Raw genomic sequence first — 15917 nt, forward strand, 5'->3', positions numbered from 1 at the left:
ATCGTGCCCGATCTGTTAGAACTCGATCACCTTTCCCTCGCCTACGACACGCCGGCGGGGCTCAAGCCCGTGGTGCAGGACCTGACGCTGGGGCTGCCCGTGGGCCATATCGGCTGCCTGCTGGGAGAGTCCGGCTGCGGCAAGACCACGGTGCTGCGCGCCATCGCCGGCTTCGAGCCGGTGCGGGCCGGACGCATCCTGCTGGATGGCACCGTCATTTCCTCGCCCACCGTGCAGGTCGCGCCCGAGCATCGCCGGGTAGGCATGATGTTCCAGGACTACGCGCTCTTCCCTCACCTGACGGTGGCGCTGAACGTGGCCTTCGGCCTGCGCAAGATGGCGCGCCCGGAGCGCGCCCGCCGCGTCGAAGAAATGCTGGAGCTGGTGGGTCTGGCCCATGCCGCCAACAGCTATCCGCACGAGATTTCCGGCGGCCAGCAACAGCGCGTGGCGCTGGCGCGCGCGCTGGCCCCCTCGCCCGACCTGCTGCTGCTGGACGAGCCCTTCTCGAACCTGGACGTGGACACGCGCGAGCGCCTGGCCTTCGAGGTGCGCGACATCCTCAAGACCACCGGCCACACGGCCATCCTGGTCACGCACAACCAGGCCGAAGCCTTCGCCATCGCCGACCGCATCGGCGTCATGTCCAAGGGCAGCATCGCGCAGTGGGACACGCCCTATAACCTGCACCATCATCCCGCCAGCGACTTCGTGCGCGATTTCATCCGCCGCGAAGCGCTGGAAGAGCGGCGCGAGCAGGCCTACGCCCGCGGCCGCTGAGGTCATCCCGGCCGCTCAGTCGGCCGACAGCTTCACCTTTTGCGACAAGGCCTTGAAAGCCTCGTGCTGGCTCTGGGTCAGGCGCTCCACTTCCTGCGGCGTGGAACCATAGGGCATGAAGCCGGCCTGTTCCAGCTTGGCCTTCACTTCCGGCAGGGCCAGCGCCCATTGGAAGGCTTCGCTGAGCGCCTTGGTCACTTCGGGCGACATCTTCGCCGGCCCATAGACCGCGAACCACGGATCGACCACGGCTGCCTCGTAGCCCAGCTCGGCCAGCGTCGGCACGTCCGGCAAGGCGGGCGCACGCTTGCTGCCCGTCACCGCCAGCGCATGCACCTTGCCCGCCTTGATATGCGGCAGCGACGCCGGCAGATTGTCGAACATCACCGGCAGGTGGCCGCCCAGCAGGTCGTTCAGCCCCTGCGCGCTGCCCTTGTACGGAATGTGCTGCATGCCGGCGCCGGTCAGCTGGTCGAACATCACGCCGGCCAGATGCATGGAGGTGCCGGTGCCCGGCGTGCCGAACGAGGTGCCCGGATGCTGCTTGGCGTAGGCGACCAGATCCTTGACGCTGTCGACCTTCAAGGCCGGGCCGACTTCCAGCACCACGGTGGACGCGCCCAGCATGCTGACGCCCGTGAAATCCTTGGTGGGATCGAAAGGCATGGACGGGTAGACGAAAGGATTCAGGGCGTTCGTGGAAATCGCGCCGAAGCCGATGGTGTAGCCGTCGGGCGCGGCCTTGGCCACGGCGTCCATGCCGATGTTGCCGCCCGCGCCGGGACGGTTTTCGACGATGACGGGTTGGCCCAATTTTTCCGCCACCTTTTGCCCGGCGGTGCGCGCCACCAGGTCGGTGGTGCCGCCGGCGGTGTAAGGCACGATGAAGGTGATGGGCTTGGCCGGATAGCCGGCGGCGAGCGCCGCCGAAGCGCCCTGGATCAGCGCCACCGCGGCCAGGCCGCGCAGCGCGTTGAATGTGTAGCGATGCATGTTGTCTCCATCCCGTGTTGTTGGGTTCGGAGGCGCATCATACCGCCGGCCGCGCGGCGCTTGCGCGCGGCCAAGCTTGAGCGTTGACTCAGGCGCGCGGTTCGGGCAGCGGGATGTACTCAGTCTCGTCGCCCGGCACGACCTGGTCGAAGCGGCTGCGCTGCCAATCCTGCTTGGCCTGTTCGATGCGGTCCTTGCTGCTGGAGACGAAGTTCCACCACACGAAGCGCGGCCCATCGAGAGGTTCGCCGCCAATCACGGCAAAGCGCGCCGCGGTCTTGGCGCGGATCTGCACGGGGCGGCCCGGCGCAAACACGACCAGGCGGCCGCTTTCGAACTCCTGGCCGTCGATCTCGACCGTGCCCTGCGCCAGATAGGCGGCGCGCTCTTCATGCTCGGCCGGCAGCACGGTGGTCGCGCCCGCCTGCAGTTGCAGATCGCCATAGAAGAGCGGCGACAGCGTCTTCACCGAAGACGTCTTGCCGAACAGCGAACCCGCCACCACCTGGGCGCGCACGCCCTCGCCTTCGATGACCGGCTGGGCATCCAGACCATAGTGGGTGAAGCCCGGATCGGTTTCCTCATGTTCCTTGGGCAGCCCCACCCAGATCTGCAGGCCACAGAGGCGCTGCGCCGCCTGGCGGCTTTCGGGCGAGGAGCGTTCCGAGTGCACGATGCCGCGGCCGGCCGTCATCCAGTTGACCTCGCCGGGCAGGATGGTCTGGGTGTGGCCCGCGCCGTCGCGATGCACCATGGAGCCTTCGTACAGATAGGTCACCGTGGACAGGCCGATATGCGGATGCGGGCGCACGTCTATGCCCGTACCGGCGGCAAATTCGACCGGACCCATGTGGTCCAGGAAGACGAACGGCCCGACGGTGCGGCGCTGCGCGGAGGGGATGGCGCGGCGCACGGAAAAACCGCCCAGGTCGCTGGTGCGCGGCACCACGACGGATTCAATCTGGCTTTCGCCGGCTTCGGACAAGGTGGACATGATCGGACTCTCCGGGTGGTGGGGACTAAGGCCATCTTAAGGCCTGCCGCCTGCATGAAAAAACTGCGGCGGGCGGACTTGGTTCAGTCCGCCCGCCTTTGGCGCATTACGCCAGGTCGAACACCAGGACTTCGGCCTGCTTGCCGCCCGACAGCTCGACGCGGGGTTCGCCGGTGATGGCGAGCGCGTCGCCAGCCGACAGTTCAACGCCGTTGACCGTCAGGCTGCCGCGGGCCACGTGCACCCAGGCGCGGCGGCCGGCGGCCAGATCCAGGGCGGCCGACTCGGCGCCGTCGAACAGCCCGCCATAGAGGCGCGCATCCTGATGGATCTTCATCGAGCCATCGGCGCCATCCGGCGACACCAGCGCTTGCAGCCGGCCGCGCTTCTGCTCGTCGCTGAAACCGCGCTCTTCGTACTCCGGCGCGATGCCGGTGACGTCGGGCTCGATCCAGATCTGCAGCATGTGCGTTTCGCGGTCCGCCAGCGGGTTGAACTCGGAGTGCATGACGCCGCGACCGGCGCTCATGCGCTGCACGTTGCCGGGCTGGATGGTCGAGCCGCTGCCCATGCTGTCCTTGTGGGCGATCGCGCCGTCCAGCACATACGTGATGATTTCCATGTCGCGATGGCCATGCGTGCCGAAGCCGCGGCCGGCCGCGATGCGGTCGTCATTGATCACGCGCAGGGCGCCGAAGCCCATGTGGGCAGGATCGTAGTAATTGGCGAAGGAAAACGTGTGGAACGAGTCCAGCCATCCGTGGTTGGCATGACCCCGTTCAGCGGCGCGGCGAGTGGTAAGCATTGCGGACTCCTGTTTCAATAATGTGAATGGTTGTGCAGCCCTGCCATCATTTCTTGGGAAGCCGCTGCACCACCGGCATGAGTGATATTGTGCGCGTGCGGACCGGCCTGTTTGGCGCTATATTTTGACGGAACCATTCAAATTTTTTGAATACCTGTGCCGGAAGCGACCATGCAAGCCATCACCCCCGAACTGCTGATCCTGGTGGACGCCATCGCGCGCCACGGCAGCTTTGCCAAGGCCGCCCGCGAACTGGGCAAGGTGCCTTCGGCCGTCACCTATTCCATCCGCAAGCTGGAAGATGGCCTGGACGTGCTGCTGTTCGACCGCTCCGGGCACCGCGCGCTGCTGACGCCGGCGGGCGAAACGCTGCTGAAGGAAGGCCGCCACGTGCTGCAATCGCTGGACGACCTGGCCTGCCGCGTCAAGCGCATTGCCACAGGCTGGGAGGTGGAGTTGCGCATCGCCGTCAGCGCGGTGCTGCCGTGGCGGCCGCTGTACGACCTGATCGAAGAGTTCCAGGCGCTGGGCAGCGCCACCACGCTGCGCTTTTCCAGCGAGGTGTTGAGCGGCAACTGGGACGCCCTGACCTCAGGACGGGCCGACCTGGTCATCGGCGCGGGCGCGGCGGGCGAGCCCACCGGCCCCTATCGCTCGCAAGCCATGGGCCAATCCCAATTCGGCTTCTGCGTGGCCGCGCACCATCCGCTGGCGTCACTGCCGCAGCCCTTGAGCCGCGCCGACATCACGCGTTATTGCGCGGTGGTGGTGGCGGACACGTCGCGCAACCTGGCGCCGCAGACGCGCGGCATCCTGGCCGAGCAACCCACCCTGGTCATGCCCACCATGCAGGCCAAGATAGACGCCCAGGTGCGCGGCCTGGGCTGCGGCTACCTGCCGCTGACCCTGGCCGCGCCGTATCTGGCGCAGGGCCTGCTGGTGGTGTGCGAGACAGACGAAGGCATGTCCCTGACGGAACACCTGACCTACGCCTGGCGCTCGGAGCCGCCGGGCGAAGCCTTGAAATGGTGGCTGCAGAAACTGAAGTCGCCGCGCCTGTGCGAGAGCCTCTTGGGGATAGGATAAGGCGCGCGGCCGCGCGCCCTATTCGTCTTCGATGCCCAGTTCGCGCAGCTTGCGCGTGATGGTGTTACGGCCTATGCCCAGGCGGCTGGCGGCTTCCACGCGCCGGCCGCGGCTGGCGTCCAGCGCGCTTTGCAGCAGGATCTTCTCGAACTGGCGCGTCAGCGTGGCCATGACCGCGGGCTCGCCGCGTTCCAGCCGGTACTGCGCATCGCGCAGCAGCGAATCCTGCCAGTTGCGCTGCGAACCGGCCTCCACGGGCGCCGCGGTCGGAACCACCGTGCCCACGCCGGCCATGGATACGGCCGGACGCGACAAGGCGGGACTCGGGTGCTGCTGGTGTTCCATGGCGCGGATTTCCGGCGGCAGGTCCGCCGGCTCCACGGTCTGGCCAGGCGCCATCACCGTCAGCCAGTGGCAGAAGTTCTCCAGCTGGCGCACATTGCCCGGGAAGTCGAACTTGGACAGCACGGCTAGCGCTTCCGGCGTCAGGCGCTTGACCGGCACCCCCAGCGCGCGGGCGCTGGCGGTGAGGAAGTGGCCGGCCAGCGCCGGTATGTCCTCCACCCGTTCGCGCAAGGGCGGCAGGCGCAGCCGTATCACGTTCAGGCGGTGGAACAAATCCTCGCGGAACAGGCCCTGCTCCACGCGCTGTTCCAGCGGCTGGTGGGTGGCGGCGACGATGCGCACATCGACACGCACCGGCTGCGCGCCGCCGACGCGGTAGAAGCTGCCCTCGGCCAGCACGCGCAACAGGCGTGTCTGCAACTCGATCGGCATGTCGCCGATTTCGTCCAGGAACAACGTGCCGCCATGCGCTTCCTCGAAGCGGCCGCGGCGCAAATTATTGGCGCCCGTGAACGCACCGCGTTCGTGGCCGAACAGCTCGGCCTCCAGCAGGTCGCGCGGAATGGCCGCCGCGTTCAGTGCCACGAAGGGACCGCCGGCGCGCACGCCATGGCCGTGCAAGGCGCGCGCCACCAGTTCCTTGCCAGTGCCGGACTCGCCGGTGATCAGCACGGTGACCTTGGACTGCGCCAGCCGGCCGATCGCGCGGAACACTTCCTGCATGGCGGTGGACGAGGACTGCGTCATCATCCAGCGCTCGTTGTTCTGCGCCGACTCGCCTTGCCCTTCGGGGTTTTCAGGCTCGGCGGACTCCTGCATGGCGCGCTGGATCAGCGCCACCGCCTCGTTCACGTCGAACGGCTTGGCCAGGTAGTCGAAAGCGCCGCCCTGGAACGCGGACACGGTGCTGTCCAGGTCGGCAAACGCGGTCATGACGATGACCGGCAGGCCAGGATTGCGTTCCTTCAGCTGGCGCAGCAGCTCCAGGCCGTTGCCGCCAGGCATGCGGATGTCGGACACCAGCGCGGCGGGCGCTTCGCGCGACAGCGCTTCCAGCACGTCGGCCGATTGCGAAAAACTGCGGGTGGGCACCCCGGCGCGCGCCAGGGCTTTTTCCAGGACCCAGCGGATGGCCTGGTCATCATCGACGATCCATACGGGTTTCATCAGTGTGCGGGCTCCATCGGTAGGACCAGGCGGAACTCGGTGCGGCCGGGCCGGGATTCAAATTCGATGATGCCGCCGTGCTGCTGCACGAAATCCTGCGCCAGGCTCAAGCCCAGGCCGGTGCCTCCGGCGCGGGCCGTGACCAGCGGATGGAAGATGCGGTCACGGATCTGGTCCGGCACGCCGGGACCGTTGTCGATGATGGACAGCACCAGCGCCAGACGGTGCTGGCGGTGGGCCAGCATCACCTGCCGCGCCACGCGCGTGCGCAGCGTGACGACGCCAGGTTCGGTCTGCGGCCCGGGCGGCCTGGCGACCAGTTCCTGCGCGGCGTTGCGCGCCACGTTCAGCACGGCCTGCATCAAGCGGGCGGCGTCGCCCTTCAGGTCCGGCACCGAGGCGTCGTAGTCGCGCAGCAGCGTGACGTCATTGCGGAATTCGGCCTGGATCAGCGCGCAGACGCGTTCGCAGATCTCATGGATGTTCACCGGCCGCGCGTTCAGCGGCACACGTTGCGGGCCGCTCAGGCGGTCCACCAGCGCCTGCAGGCGGTCGGCTTCGGAAATGATGACCTGGGTGTACTCGGCCAGGGCCGCGCTTGGCAGTTCGGCTTCGAGCAATTGCGCGGCGCCGCGCAGGCCGCCCAGGGGATTCTTGACTTCATGCGCCAGATTGCGCAGGAGCTCGCGGTGGGCTTCGATCTCGTCAACCAGCCGGTGGTTGCGGTCGGCCAGCACGCGCTGCTCGATCTCGCGGGTTTCTATCAGCACGGGCCAGCGCTGGCCCGTCAGTCCGACGGTCGTCACGGACACTTCCACGGATTCGGCGGCGCGGCGCAGCGAGGCCAGTTGCCTGACGTCAGCATAGCGCCCGGCGGCGGCGCGATCGATGGAGGATTGGATGTTTTCCGGACTGTCGAACAGCGTGGCGGCGGAATGGCCGCTTAGTTGCTTGCGCGAGCGGCCAAACAGATCTTCGGCGGCCGCATTGGCGTATTCGATATGACCGCGTTCGTTGACCAGGAAAACGGACGTGGCTAGCAAATCGAGAGCTTCTACATTCATTTTCTACATACCCGAATGTGAGGGGACGGCGGAACGCGACGGCCGCGCCGGAAGCCGGCGCCCTACCCGCCAGGCGCAGCGCCTGGCGGACAGCACGTCGAACCGCGATCTGGCGGTGCGCGTGCTGCGGGCCCTGGTTTCTGCCTGCATCATCGCGCCACCTCCAGCTACTGCCTCAGGACATCAGAGGCTGTAGTACATGTCGAACTCGACCGGGTGCGGCGTCATGCGCAGACGGTTCACATCGGCCATCTTCAGGTCGATGTAGGCGCTGAGCATGTCGTTGCTGAACACGCCGCCGCGGGTCAGGAACTCGCGGTCGTTGTCCAGGGCTTCCAGGGCCTGTTCCAGCGAGGCGCAGACGGTCGGGATCTTCGCGTCTTCTTCCGGCGGCAGGTCGTACAGGTTCTTGTCGGCGGGATCGCCGGGGTGAATCTTGTTCTGCACGCCGTCCAGGCCGGCCATCATCAGGGCCGAGAAAGCCAGGTACGGGTTGGCCAGGGGGTCCGGGAAACGCGCTTCGACGCGGCGGCCCTTCGGGTTGCCGACGTACGGAATACGGATCGAGGCCGAACGGTTGCGGGCCGAGTAGGCCAGCTTCACCGGCGCTTCGTAGTGCGGAACCAGGCGCTTGTACGAGTTGGTGCCGGGGTTGGTGATGGCGTTCAGCGCGCGGGCGTGCTTGATGATGCCGCCGATGTAGTACAGCGCGAATTCCGACAGGCCGGCGTAGCCGTTGCCCGCGAACAGGTTCTGGCCGTCCTTCCAGATGGACTGGTGGACGTGCATGCCGGAGCCGTTGTCGCCGACGATGGGCTTGGGCATGAACGTGGCGGTCTTGCCGTAGGCGTGAGCCACGTTGTGAATCACGTACTTGACAATCTGCGTCCAGTCGGCGCGCTGCACCAGCGTGCTGAACTTGGTGCCGATTTCCAGCTGGCCGGCGCCAGCCACTTCATGGTGGTGCACTTCGACCGGCACGCCCATCTGTTCCATCAGCAGGCACATTTCCGAACGCATGTCCTGGAAGGAGTCGACCGGGGGCACGGGGAAGTAGCCGCCCTTGACGGTGGGACGGTGGCCGGTGTTGCCGCCTTCGAACTCCAGGCCCGAGGACCAGGGCGCTTCTTCGGACTTGATCTTGACGAAGGTGCCGGACATGTCGCTGTTCCAGGTCACGCCGTCGAAGACGAAGAATTCGGGTTCCGGACCGAAGTAGGCGGTGTCGCCCAGGCCGGAGGACTTCAGATAGGCTTCGGCGCGCTTGGCCAGCGAACGCGGGTCGCGGTCATAGCCCTTCAGGTCGGACGGTTCGACCACGTCGCACGACAGGATCAGGGTCGGCTCCTCGCGGAACGGATCCAGGTTGCCGGTGGACAGATCGGGGATGAGCAGCATGTCGGAGGCTTCGATGCCCTTCCAGCCCGGGATCGACGAACCGTCGAAGGCCTGCCCGCTTTCCAGCTTGTCTTCGTCGATCTGGCTGATCGGCACCGAAATGTGATGCTCACGGCCAATCGTATCGGTAAAGCGGAAATCCACGAATTTGACTTCGTTGTCGGCGATCTGTTTCAGGACATCTTTCGGGCTTGCCATGTCATCTCCATTAGATAAAAAGGTCGAGGGCTTTGCCCGTCGACTGGCATAAAAGAGGGAAGCAATAAGCGTGCCAGGTTTCCTCTCCGGGATTCCCCGGGGAAGTTGGCTCGATCATGGGAAAATGTAGCACCATCATGGTGCAAATAGTGGGGCATGAATGCCCCACTATGGTGCAACAACACTACAGGAACATTTCCTGCAGGTCGTTGAGGAATCTCCAGCCCAGTGGAGTCGCCCGCAGACGGGTCGGATCGGCATCCAACAGCCCGCGCTTGGAGGCCGCCTCCAATTGGTGCGCAATGGCGGCCAGCGACAGGCCGGTGCGCTCATTGAAGGCAGTGGCGGCGACGCCGTCCTTCAATCGCAGCGCGTTCAGCATGAACTCGAACGGCAATTCGTCCGGGCCGACCTGGCGGCTTTCGGCGATGTGGCTGCCATCCCGAGCCATGGCGGCCTGCATCCAGGAGTCGGGGCCGCGCAGCCGCGCTTCGCGCAGGATGCGGTCATGGAACGACAGCTTGCCGTGCGCGCCGGGACCCAAGCCGAGGTAATCGCCAAACTCCCAGTAATTCAGGTTGTGGCGGCAGCGCGCGCCGGGCTTGGCATAGGCCGAGACCTCGTAGCGCGCCAGGCCGGCCGCGGCCAGCTCGGCTTCCACCGCGTCCTGCATGGCGGCGCTGGTGTCGTCGTCGGGCAGATCCTCGGGCGGGAACTTGGCGAAGACGGTGTTGGGTTCCATCGTCAGGTGATAAAGCGACAGGTGCTCGGTGCCGAAGGCCACGGCCTGCCGCAGATCGGCCACACAGGCGTCCAGCGTCTGGCCGGGCAAGGCGAACATCATGTCCAGGTTGACGCGCGAAACCGCCCGCTGCGCCATCTCGATCGCCGCCCTCGCCTGCGCGCTGTCATGGATGCGGCCCAGCTTCTTCAGCTGCGTATCGTCAAAGCTCTGGATCCCCAGCGAGAACCGCGTCACGCCGCTGGCGGCATAGTCGCGGAAACGCCCGGCCTCGGCCGTGCCGGGATTGGCTTCCATGGTGATCTCGGCGTCAGGCCACAAGTTCAGACAGGCGCGCAGCATCGCCAGCAGTTCGTCCAGACCTTCAGACGACAGCAGGCTGGGCGTGCCCCCGCCTATGAAGACCGATACCACCTGCCGCCCCCAGATCGAAGGCAGCGCCTGCTCGAGGTCGCTGCGCAGGGCATCCAGATAGGCGCGCTCCGGGATCTCGCCCGGCGCCGCATGGGAATTGAAGTCGCAATAAGGGCATTTGCGCACGCACCAGGGCACGTGCACGTAGACGGACAGCGGCGGCAGGCTGGTCAGCGTGGCGCCGGCCGGCAGTTTCAGGCGCGACGGCTGCGCGCCCATGTCGTTGCGGATGGGAATGATGATGGACATGCGTAATTCCTGAACCGGGCGCCGCGCGGCGCCCTCGTCAAGCCTGGTTCAGCTTGCTCAACAGTTCGCGCAGCGCGCGGGCGCGATGGCTCAGCCGGTTCTTTTCCTCGGGATCCAGCGCTGCGGCGGTCAAGGCCTGGTCGGGCAGGTAGAAATGCGGATCGTAGCCAAAGCCGTTGGCGCCTTCGGGCTGGTCGATGATCTCGCCGTGCCACAGGCCTTCGCCTATCAGGGGCCGCGGATCGTTCTCGGAACGCACCAGCGCCAGCACCGCCACGTACCAGGCGCTGCGGTCGGCCACGCCGGCCAGATTGCGCACCAGCAGTTCGTTATTGGCCTGATCGGATTTTTCGCCGCCGAGCATCTTGGCGTAGCGCGCCGAATACACCCCAGGCGCGCCATCCAGCGCCGCCACGCACAGGCCGGAATCGTCGGCCAGGGCCGGCAGCCCGGTCAGGCGGCTGGCATGGCGCGCCTTGGCCAGCGCGTTCTCGACGAACGTCACGTGCGGTTCTTCGGCTTCGGGTACGCCCAGTTCGCCTTGGGGCACGAGTTCCATGCCCAGGGGCGCGAACAGCGCGGAAAACTCGCGCAACTTGCCGGGGTTGTTGGAGGCCAGCACCACGCGGCGCAGGGAATCGGGAATCTTGGGAGCAGTCATGGAGCAAATTGTATAGGGCGCGGGCCCCCTGCGCCGCCTGCGGGCGTCATGCCCGTGCCAGTCGAATGGATATACCTTGCGCCGGGGTTGACAGTGATACTGACCCTAATTGAATATGGCGCGCCTGCCATCGGCGAAACAACGCGGACATATTTTGTTGTCAACATGATCAAACTTGTCACTGATAGTATCTGAACGCACCGGCGATGGACCCCATTCACGCTTTGCCCCGGCCGGTAGCGGCCCGCGCGCCCTCAGCCCCCCTGGACAGCGCGTCAGCGCACGTGAGCCTGGCTGGCATCCTGCGGGAACGGCTGCTGCGCCCGCGCTTCCAACCCGTGGTCGATCTTTCGCACAGCCGCATCTACGGCCATGAAAGCCTGATCCGCGGCCCGGTCGACACCGCCCTGCACTTTCCCGACGCCTTATTCGCCGAGGCCCGCCGCCAGGGCCTGCATCCGCAGTTGGAGTTGGCCAGCTTCCGCGCGGGCGCGCAGGGCTTTCATCAGCACGACGCCGCCGGAATGCTGTTCCTGAACCTGTCCGGTTCGGCGCTGCTGCACTACTGGACTCTCTGGGGCGAGGAAATGCCCGAGCGCCTGCTCAAGAATTGCTCGCTCGCGCCTTCCAGCATCATCGTCGAACTCACCGAGCAGGATCCGCTGTCCGAACACATGGGCGAGCTGTCCAGCGCATTTGCCTGCCTGCGGGCGCATGGCATGCGTGTCGCGCTGGACGACTATGGGGTGGGCAACTCCAATCTGCAGCTCTGGGCCGAGATGCAGCCGGACCTGGTCAAGATCGACCGCTATTTCTTCGCCGGCATCGGCCAGGATGAACGCAAGCAGAACATGGTGCGCGCCATCCTGAAGGTGGCGCAGCATCTGGGCACCACCATCGTCGCCGAAGGCATCGAGACAGCCGAGGACCTGGCCGTGGTGCGCGAGCTGGACATCCGCTACGCGCAAGGCTGGCTGCTGGGCCGGCCGGAAGAAATGCTGCTGACCGAGCTGGCGCCGCCGCTGCGCGATTCGCTGCGCCTGCGCCCGCCCGCCACGGCGCCGGCGCGCGGCGTCGGCGGCACGGCGGCCAGCCTGCGCGTCGAAGCGCCGGCGGTGCGGCTGACCGGACACACCAATGACGACGTGCACCGGCTCTTCATCGAACACAAGGAAATGCACGCTGTGGCGGTGATCGACGACGACAACCGTCCCGTCGGCATCATCAACCGGCGCGACTTTTCGGAACATTACGCACAGCGCTATACCCGCGAGTTGTTTGGACGCGACGCCTGCTCCACCTTCATGAACGCCGAACCGGTGCTGGTCGATCTGGACGTGTCCATCGACCAGTTGAGCCACGTGCTGATCTCCGAAGACCAGCGCTACTTGATGGACGGCCTGATCATTACCCGCGAGGGCCGCTACGACGGCCTGGCCACCGGCGAAACGCTGGTGCGGTCGGTCACCGAAATGCGCATCGAGGCGGCACGCTACGCCAATCCGCTGACGTCCCTGCCCGGCAACATCCCTATCAGCCGGCACATCGCCACCCTTCTTGAAGACGCCGACGATTTCACCATCTGCTATGGCGACCTGAACAATTTCAAGCCCTTCAACGACGTCTACGGCTATTGGCGCGGCGACGACATGATCATGCTGACCGCCGAAGTCATCAAGCGCCACTGCGATCCGCAGCGCGACTTCGTCGGCCATGTGGGCGGCGACGACTTCGTGGTGCTGCTGCGCAGCCCCGACTGGATGGCGCGCGCCCAGCGCATCATCGCGGAGTTCAACGACCGCGCCATGGACCTGTACGACGAAGCAGGCCGCCGCAACGGCGGGATCGAAGCCGAGGACCGCTACGGCGTGCCACGCTTCTTTCCCTTCGTGACGCTGGGCGTGGGCGCCCTCACCGTCACACCATCGTTATGCGAGCGCATCCGCCCTGAGGACATCGCGTCGGCCGCGGCTCACGTCAAGCACAAGGTCAAGCACGGGAACCTGTCGCTGGTGGCCGAGCGCTACACCGGCGGCATCCTGCCGCAGCTGGACAGCTGAATCCTGTCCGGCCGCGCCGTCGGCCGGCGGGGCGATCTGGAACACCGCCACCGCCCGCCGCAAACCTTGCGCCTGGGCTTCCAGCGCCGCGGCCGCGGCCGCGGTCTGCTCCACCATGGCGGCGTTCTCCTGCGTCGAGCGTTCGATATCCGCCACCGCATGGTTCACCGAGGCAATGCCCGCCGCCTGCTCGGCCGTCGCGCTGGAGATCTCGGCCACGATCTGCGTGACCCGGCCCACCGATTGCACCATGTCGCGCATGGTGTCGCCGGCCAGGCTGACCTGACGCACGCCGGCTTGCACGCGCGCCGCGGAATCCTCGATCAGCCCCTTGATTTCCTTGGCGGCCTGCGCGCTGCGCTGGGCGAGCGAACGCACCTCGCCCGCCACCACGGCAAAGCCCTTGCCCTGCTCTCCCGCGCGCGCCGCTTCAACCGCGGCATTGAGCGCCAGGATGTTGGTCTGGAAAGCGATGCTGTCGACCACGCCCACGATCTCGCCGATGCGGCGGGCGCTCTCGGCGATGCCTTGCATGCTCTGCACCACCTCTTCCACCGCCGCGCCGCCACGTTGCGCCAGTTGGGTCGCGCCCAGCGCCTGGCGGCTGGCCAGGTCGGCGTTGCCGGCGGTCAGTTGCACCGTATGCGCCAACTGCATCATGTTGGCCGAGGCTTCCTGCAGCGAGCCGGCCTGGCGCGCGGTGCGGTCCGACATATCCGCCCCGCCCGCGGCGATCTCGCCCGAACCGGTATGGATTTCCTCGACGCCGTGGCGCACCGAAGCCACGGCCGCCGACAGGCCCTTCTGCATGCGCCGCATGGCGCTGTACAGGACGCCGATCTCGTTGTCGCCGCGCATGGCGATCGCGCCCGTGAGATCGCCGTCGGCGATGCGGTCGAAATGCGCGCCGGCTTCGTTCAGCGGCCGCAGGATGCTGCGGCGGAACGCCAGCCGGATCAGCACTGCCAGCAACAGCACCAGCGCCAGCACCCCGGCCGCCACGCCGATTACCCGCTGCAGCGTGAGGCTGGCGCTGGCCACCGCCGCCTGGCCCTGATCGCGGGCGTAGGTCTGGTAGGCGTCAGCCTGCTTGACGTAGGCGGCGCCGCTGGCGGGCAGCACCTTGTCCACCAGGCGGTTCACCTCGATGCCGTTCCAGCCCTTGATCGCCGCATGCATGGGCGCCAGCGTCTTGTCCGCGAAGGCGGCGTAGGCCGCCAGCACCGCATCGAACAACGGCGCGCCCTCGGCGCTGATGTCGGGATTGGCGCGCAAGCGTCCCAGGCTGTCCGCGGCCTGCTTGAAGAGCGCCTCGGCGTGCGCCAGCGACTCGTTGCGCGCCTCTTCCAGCCCGCCTTCCATCGCCGTCTTGGCATCCGTGAGCGCGGCCCGCGCCTGGAACAGCCGGCTGGTCATGTCGGCCAGATCGCCGGCCCGTTCGATGCTGCCCCGGCCCAGCGCTTCGATATCCGTCCGGTTTTCCCGCAGCACCGAGATTCCCGCCGCTGCCGCCAGCGCGAACAGCACTACGAACAACGCAAGAATGGCCGACAACGCCGTCGTGACCCTGATGTTTTTCCGCATATCCGTCCATACAAAACCTGCCGCCAGCGGCGGCGTTCGCATGGATTATGGACACCCAGTTTGGCAATTTCTTGACACAACCCGGGCACGGGGATGACAAACTCCCGTCATGAAACCGAACCCCGTATTAAGCAATTGTGAATTGGCAGGGGCGGCCGCTTACGGCACATTCAACGCTGTACCGATCCATCACCCATATAGAAAACAGCATCATGCCCAACGCCTCCCACGCCTATCAGGACATCCGCGAAGCCGTGCGCGACCTCTGCGCCCAGTTCCCCTCCGAATATTTCCGCAAGGTCGATGAAGAACGCGGCTATCCCGAAGCCTTCGTCCGCGCACTGACCGAGGCGGGCTGGCTGGCCGCGCTGATTCCGCAGGAATACGGCGGCTCCGGCCTGGGCCTGACCGAAGCGTCGGTCATCATGGAAGAAATCAACCGCAGCGGCGGCAACTCCGGCGCCTGCCACGGCCAGATGTACAACATGGGCACGCTGCTGCGCCACGGCTCCGAGGCCCAGAAGCGCGAGTACCTGCCGCGCATCGCCGCCGGCGAACTGCGCCTGCAGTCCATGGGCGTGACCGAACCCACCACCGGCACCGACACCACCAAGATCAAGACCACCGCGGTCAAGCGCGGCGACCGCTACGTCATCAACGGCCAGAAGGTCTGGATCTCGCGCGTGCAGCACTCGGACCTGATGATCCTGCTGGCGCGCACCACGCCGCTGGACCAGGTCACGCGCAAGTCCGAAGGCATGTCCATCTTCCTGGTGGACCTGCATCACGCGGTGAAGCATGGCATGTCGATCCGCCCGATCCCCAACATGGTCAACCACGAGACCAACGAGCTGTTCTTCGACAATCTGGAAATCCCCGAAGAGAACCTGATCGGCGAGGAAGGCAAGGGCTTCAAGTACATCCTGGACGGCCTGAACGCCGAACGCACCCTGATCGCCGCCGAATGCATCGGCGACGGCTACTGGTTCGTGGACAAGGTCACCGCCTACGCCAAGGAGCGCATGGTGTTCGGCCGCCCCATCGGCCAGAACCAGGGCGTGCAGTTCCCCATCGCCCGCGCCCACATCAACGTCGAAGCCGCCAGCCTGATGCGCTACGAGGCCTGCCGCCTGTTCGACGCCCACGAGCCCTGCGGCGCCCAGGCCAACATGGCCAAGCTGCTGGCCGCCGACGCATCCTGGGAAGCCGCCAATGCCTGCCTGCAATTCCACGGCGGCTTCGGCTTCGCCACGGAATACGATGTAGAGCGCAAGTTCCGCGAAACCCGCCTGTATCAGGTCGCGCCGATCTCGACCAACCTGATCCTGTCCTACGTGGCCGAACACATCCTGGGCCTGCCCCGCTCCTTCTGACCGG

At 66.5% G+C, this 15917-nt stretch carries 12 protein-coding genes and 1 pseudogene; 4 read left to right on the forward strand and 9 right to left on the reverse strand.

Going from position 1 to position 15917, the window contains the following annotated elements:
• Window positions 1-3: 3 nt before the first annotated feature.
• Window positions 4-780 carry an ABC transporter ATP-binding protein gene (locus ACZ5YA_RS05815; protein WP_042797075.1) on the forward strand — a complete coding sequence of 259 codons (777 nt, stop codon included), beginning with the start codon at window positions 4-6 and terminating at the stop codon, window positions 778-780.
• A 15-nt stretch (window positions 781-795) separates the two neighbouring features.
• Here ACZ5YA_RS05815 and ACZ5YA_RS05820 read toward each other — a convergent pair whose 3' ends face one another.
• The 3 genes from ACZ5YA_RS05820 to ACZ5YA_RS05830 form a co-directional block, all read right to left on the reverse strand.
• Complete coding sequence (locus ACZ5YA_RS05820) at window positions 796-1773, reverse strand: Bug family tripartite tricarboxylate transporter substrate binding protein (RefSeq protein ID WP_464092187.1); 978 nt, start codon at window positions 1771-1773, stop codon at window positions 796-798.
• Window positions 1774-1861: 88 nt separating this feature from the next.
• Window positions 1862-2767, reverse strand: a complete 906-nt coding sequence (locus ACZ5YA_RS05825) for a pirin family protein (RefSeq protein ID WP_059375827.1) — start codon at window positions 2765-2767, stop codon at window positions 1862-1864.
• A gap of 106 nt (window positions 2768-2873) precedes the next feature.
• Window positions 2874-3572, reverse strand: a complete 699-nt coding sequence (locus ACZ5YA_RS05830; protein WP_059375824.1) for a pirin family protein — start codon at window positions 3570-3572, stop codon at window positions 2874-2876.
• Between the two features lie 171 nt (window positions 3573-3743).
• Between ACZ5YA_RS05830 and ACZ5YA_RS05835 the strand changes: the two genes are divergently transcribed.
• A complete protein-coding gene (locus ACZ5YA_RS05835; RefSeq protein WP_419343447.1) occupies window positions 3744-4658 on the forward strand; it encodes a LysR family transcriptional regulator in 915 nt (304 codons plus the stop codon).
• Window positions 4659-4676: 18 nt separating this feature from the next.
• On the opposite strand, the gene ntrC is transcribed toward ACZ5YA_RS05835, so the two are convergent.
• From ntrC to rdgB, 5 genes are all read right to left on the reverse strand, one after another.
• Window positions 4677-6170 carry a nitrogen regulation protein NR(I) gene (gene ntrC, locus ACZ5YA_RS05840; RefSeq protein WP_280016146.1) on the reverse strand — a complete coding sequence of 498 codons (1494 nt, stop codon included), beginning with the start codon at window positions 6168-6170 and terminating at the stop codon, window positions 4677-4679.
• Window positions 6170-7234 (reverse strand): nitrogen regulation protein NR(II), encoded by a 1065-nt coding sequence (gene glnL, locus ACZ5YA_RS05845; protein ID WP_059375818.1) that lies wholly within the window; start codon window positions 7232-7234, stop codon window positions 6170-6172. Before glnL ends, ntrC begins: the two co-directional genes overlap by 1 nt.
• A gap of 183 nt (window positions 7235-7417) precedes the next feature.
• Window positions 7418-8830: a type I glutamate--ammonia ligase gene (gene glnA / locus ACZ5YA_RS05850; RefSeq protein ID WP_059375815.1), complete on the reverse strand. Its 1413-nt coding sequence runs from the start codon at window positions 8828-8830 to the stop codon at window positions 7418-7420.
• 184 nt (window positions 8831-9014) lie between these two features.
• Window positions 9015-10235 carry a radical SAM family heme chaperone HemW gene (gene hemW / locus ACZ5YA_RS05855; RefSeq protein WP_464092188.1) on the reverse strand — a complete coding sequence of 407 codons (1221 nt, stop codon included), beginning with the start codon at window positions 10233-10235 and terminating at the stop codon, window positions 9015-9017.
• Between the two features lie 37 nt (window positions 10236-10272).
• Window positions 10273-10896, reverse strand: a complete 624-nt coding sequence (gene rdgB, locus ACZ5YA_RS05860; RefSeq protein WP_059375803.1) for an RdgB/HAM1 family non-canonical purine NTP pyrophosphatase — start codon at window positions 10894-10896, stop codon at window positions 10273-10275.
• A gap of 284 nt (window positions 10897-11180) precedes the next feature.
• Between rdgB and ACZ5YA_RS05865 the strand changes: the two genes are divergently transcribed.
• Window positions 11181-12956 carry an EAL domain-containing protein gene (locus ACZ5YA_RS05865; protein WP_464092189.1) on the forward strand — a complete coding sequence of 592 codons (1776 nt, stop codon included), beginning with the start codon at window positions 11181-11183 and terminating at the stop codon, window positions 12954-12956.
• Window positions 12957-13154: 198 nt separating this feature from the next.
• On the opposite strand, the pseudogene ACZ5YA_RS05870 reads toward ACZ5YA_RS05865, so the two are convergent.
• A pseudogene (locus ACZ5YA_RS05870) lies at window positions 13155-14582 on the reverse strand (methyl-accepting chemotaxis protein); the annotation flags it as partial.
• A 170-nt stretch (window positions 14583-14752) separates the two neighbouring features.
• Between ACZ5YA_RS05870 and ACZ5YA_RS05875 the strand changes: the two are divergent.
• Complete coding sequence (locus tag ACZ5YA_RS05875) at window positions 14753-15913, forward strand: acyl-CoA dehydrogenase family protein (RefSeq protein ID WP_059375802.1); 1161 nt, start codon at window positions 14753-14755, stop codon at window positions 15911-15913.
• The last annotated feature ends 4 nt before the right edge of the window (window positions 15914-15917 follow it).

The organism is Achromobacter sp. JCM 18799 (assembly GCF_055395645.1).

Excerpts from the sequence above, each read along its gene's own strand:
- hemW (WP_464092188.1), bottom strand. The coding sequence starts at position 10,235 with ATGTCCATCATCATTCCCATCCGCAACGACATGGGCGCGCAGCCGTCG.
- ACZ5YA_RS05825 (WP_059375827.1), bottom strand. The coding sequence starts at position 2,767 with ATGTCCACCTTGTCCGAAGCCGGCGAAAGCCAGATTGAATCCGTCGTG.
- glnA (WP_059375815.1), bottom strand. The coding sequence starts at position 8,830 with ATGGCAAGCCCGAAAGATGTCCTGAAACAGATCGCCGACAACGAAGTC.
- ACZ5YA_RS05875 (WP_059375802.1), top strand. The coding sequence starts at position 14,753 with ATGCCCAACGCCTCCCACGCCTATCAGGACATCCGCGAAGCCGTGCGC.
- ntrC (WP_280016146.1), bottom strand. The coding sequence starts at position 6,170 with ATGAAACCCGTATGGATCGTCGATGATGACCAGGCCATCCGCTGGGTC.
- ACZ5YA_RS05835 (WP_419343447.1), top strand. The coding sequence starts at position 3,744 with ATGCAAGCCATCACCCCCGAACTGCTGATCCTGGTGGACGCCATCGCG.
- ACZ5YA_RS05820 (WP_464092187.1), bottom strand. The coding sequence starts at position 1,773 with ATGCATCGCTACACATTCAACGCGCTGCGCGGCCTGGCCGCGGTGGCG.
- rdgB (WP_059375803.1), bottom strand. The coding sequence starts at position 10,896 with ATGACTGCTCCCAAGATTCCCGATTCCCTGCGCCGCGTGGTGCTGGCC.
- glnL (WP_059375818.1), bottom strand. The coding sequence starts at position 7,234 with ATGAATGTAGAAGCTCTCGATTTGCTAGCCACGTCCGTTTTCCTGGTC.
- ACZ5YA_RS05830 (WP_059375824.1), bottom strand. The coding sequence starts at position 3,572 with ATGCTTACCACTCGCCGCGCCGCTGAACGGGGTCATGCCAACCACGGA.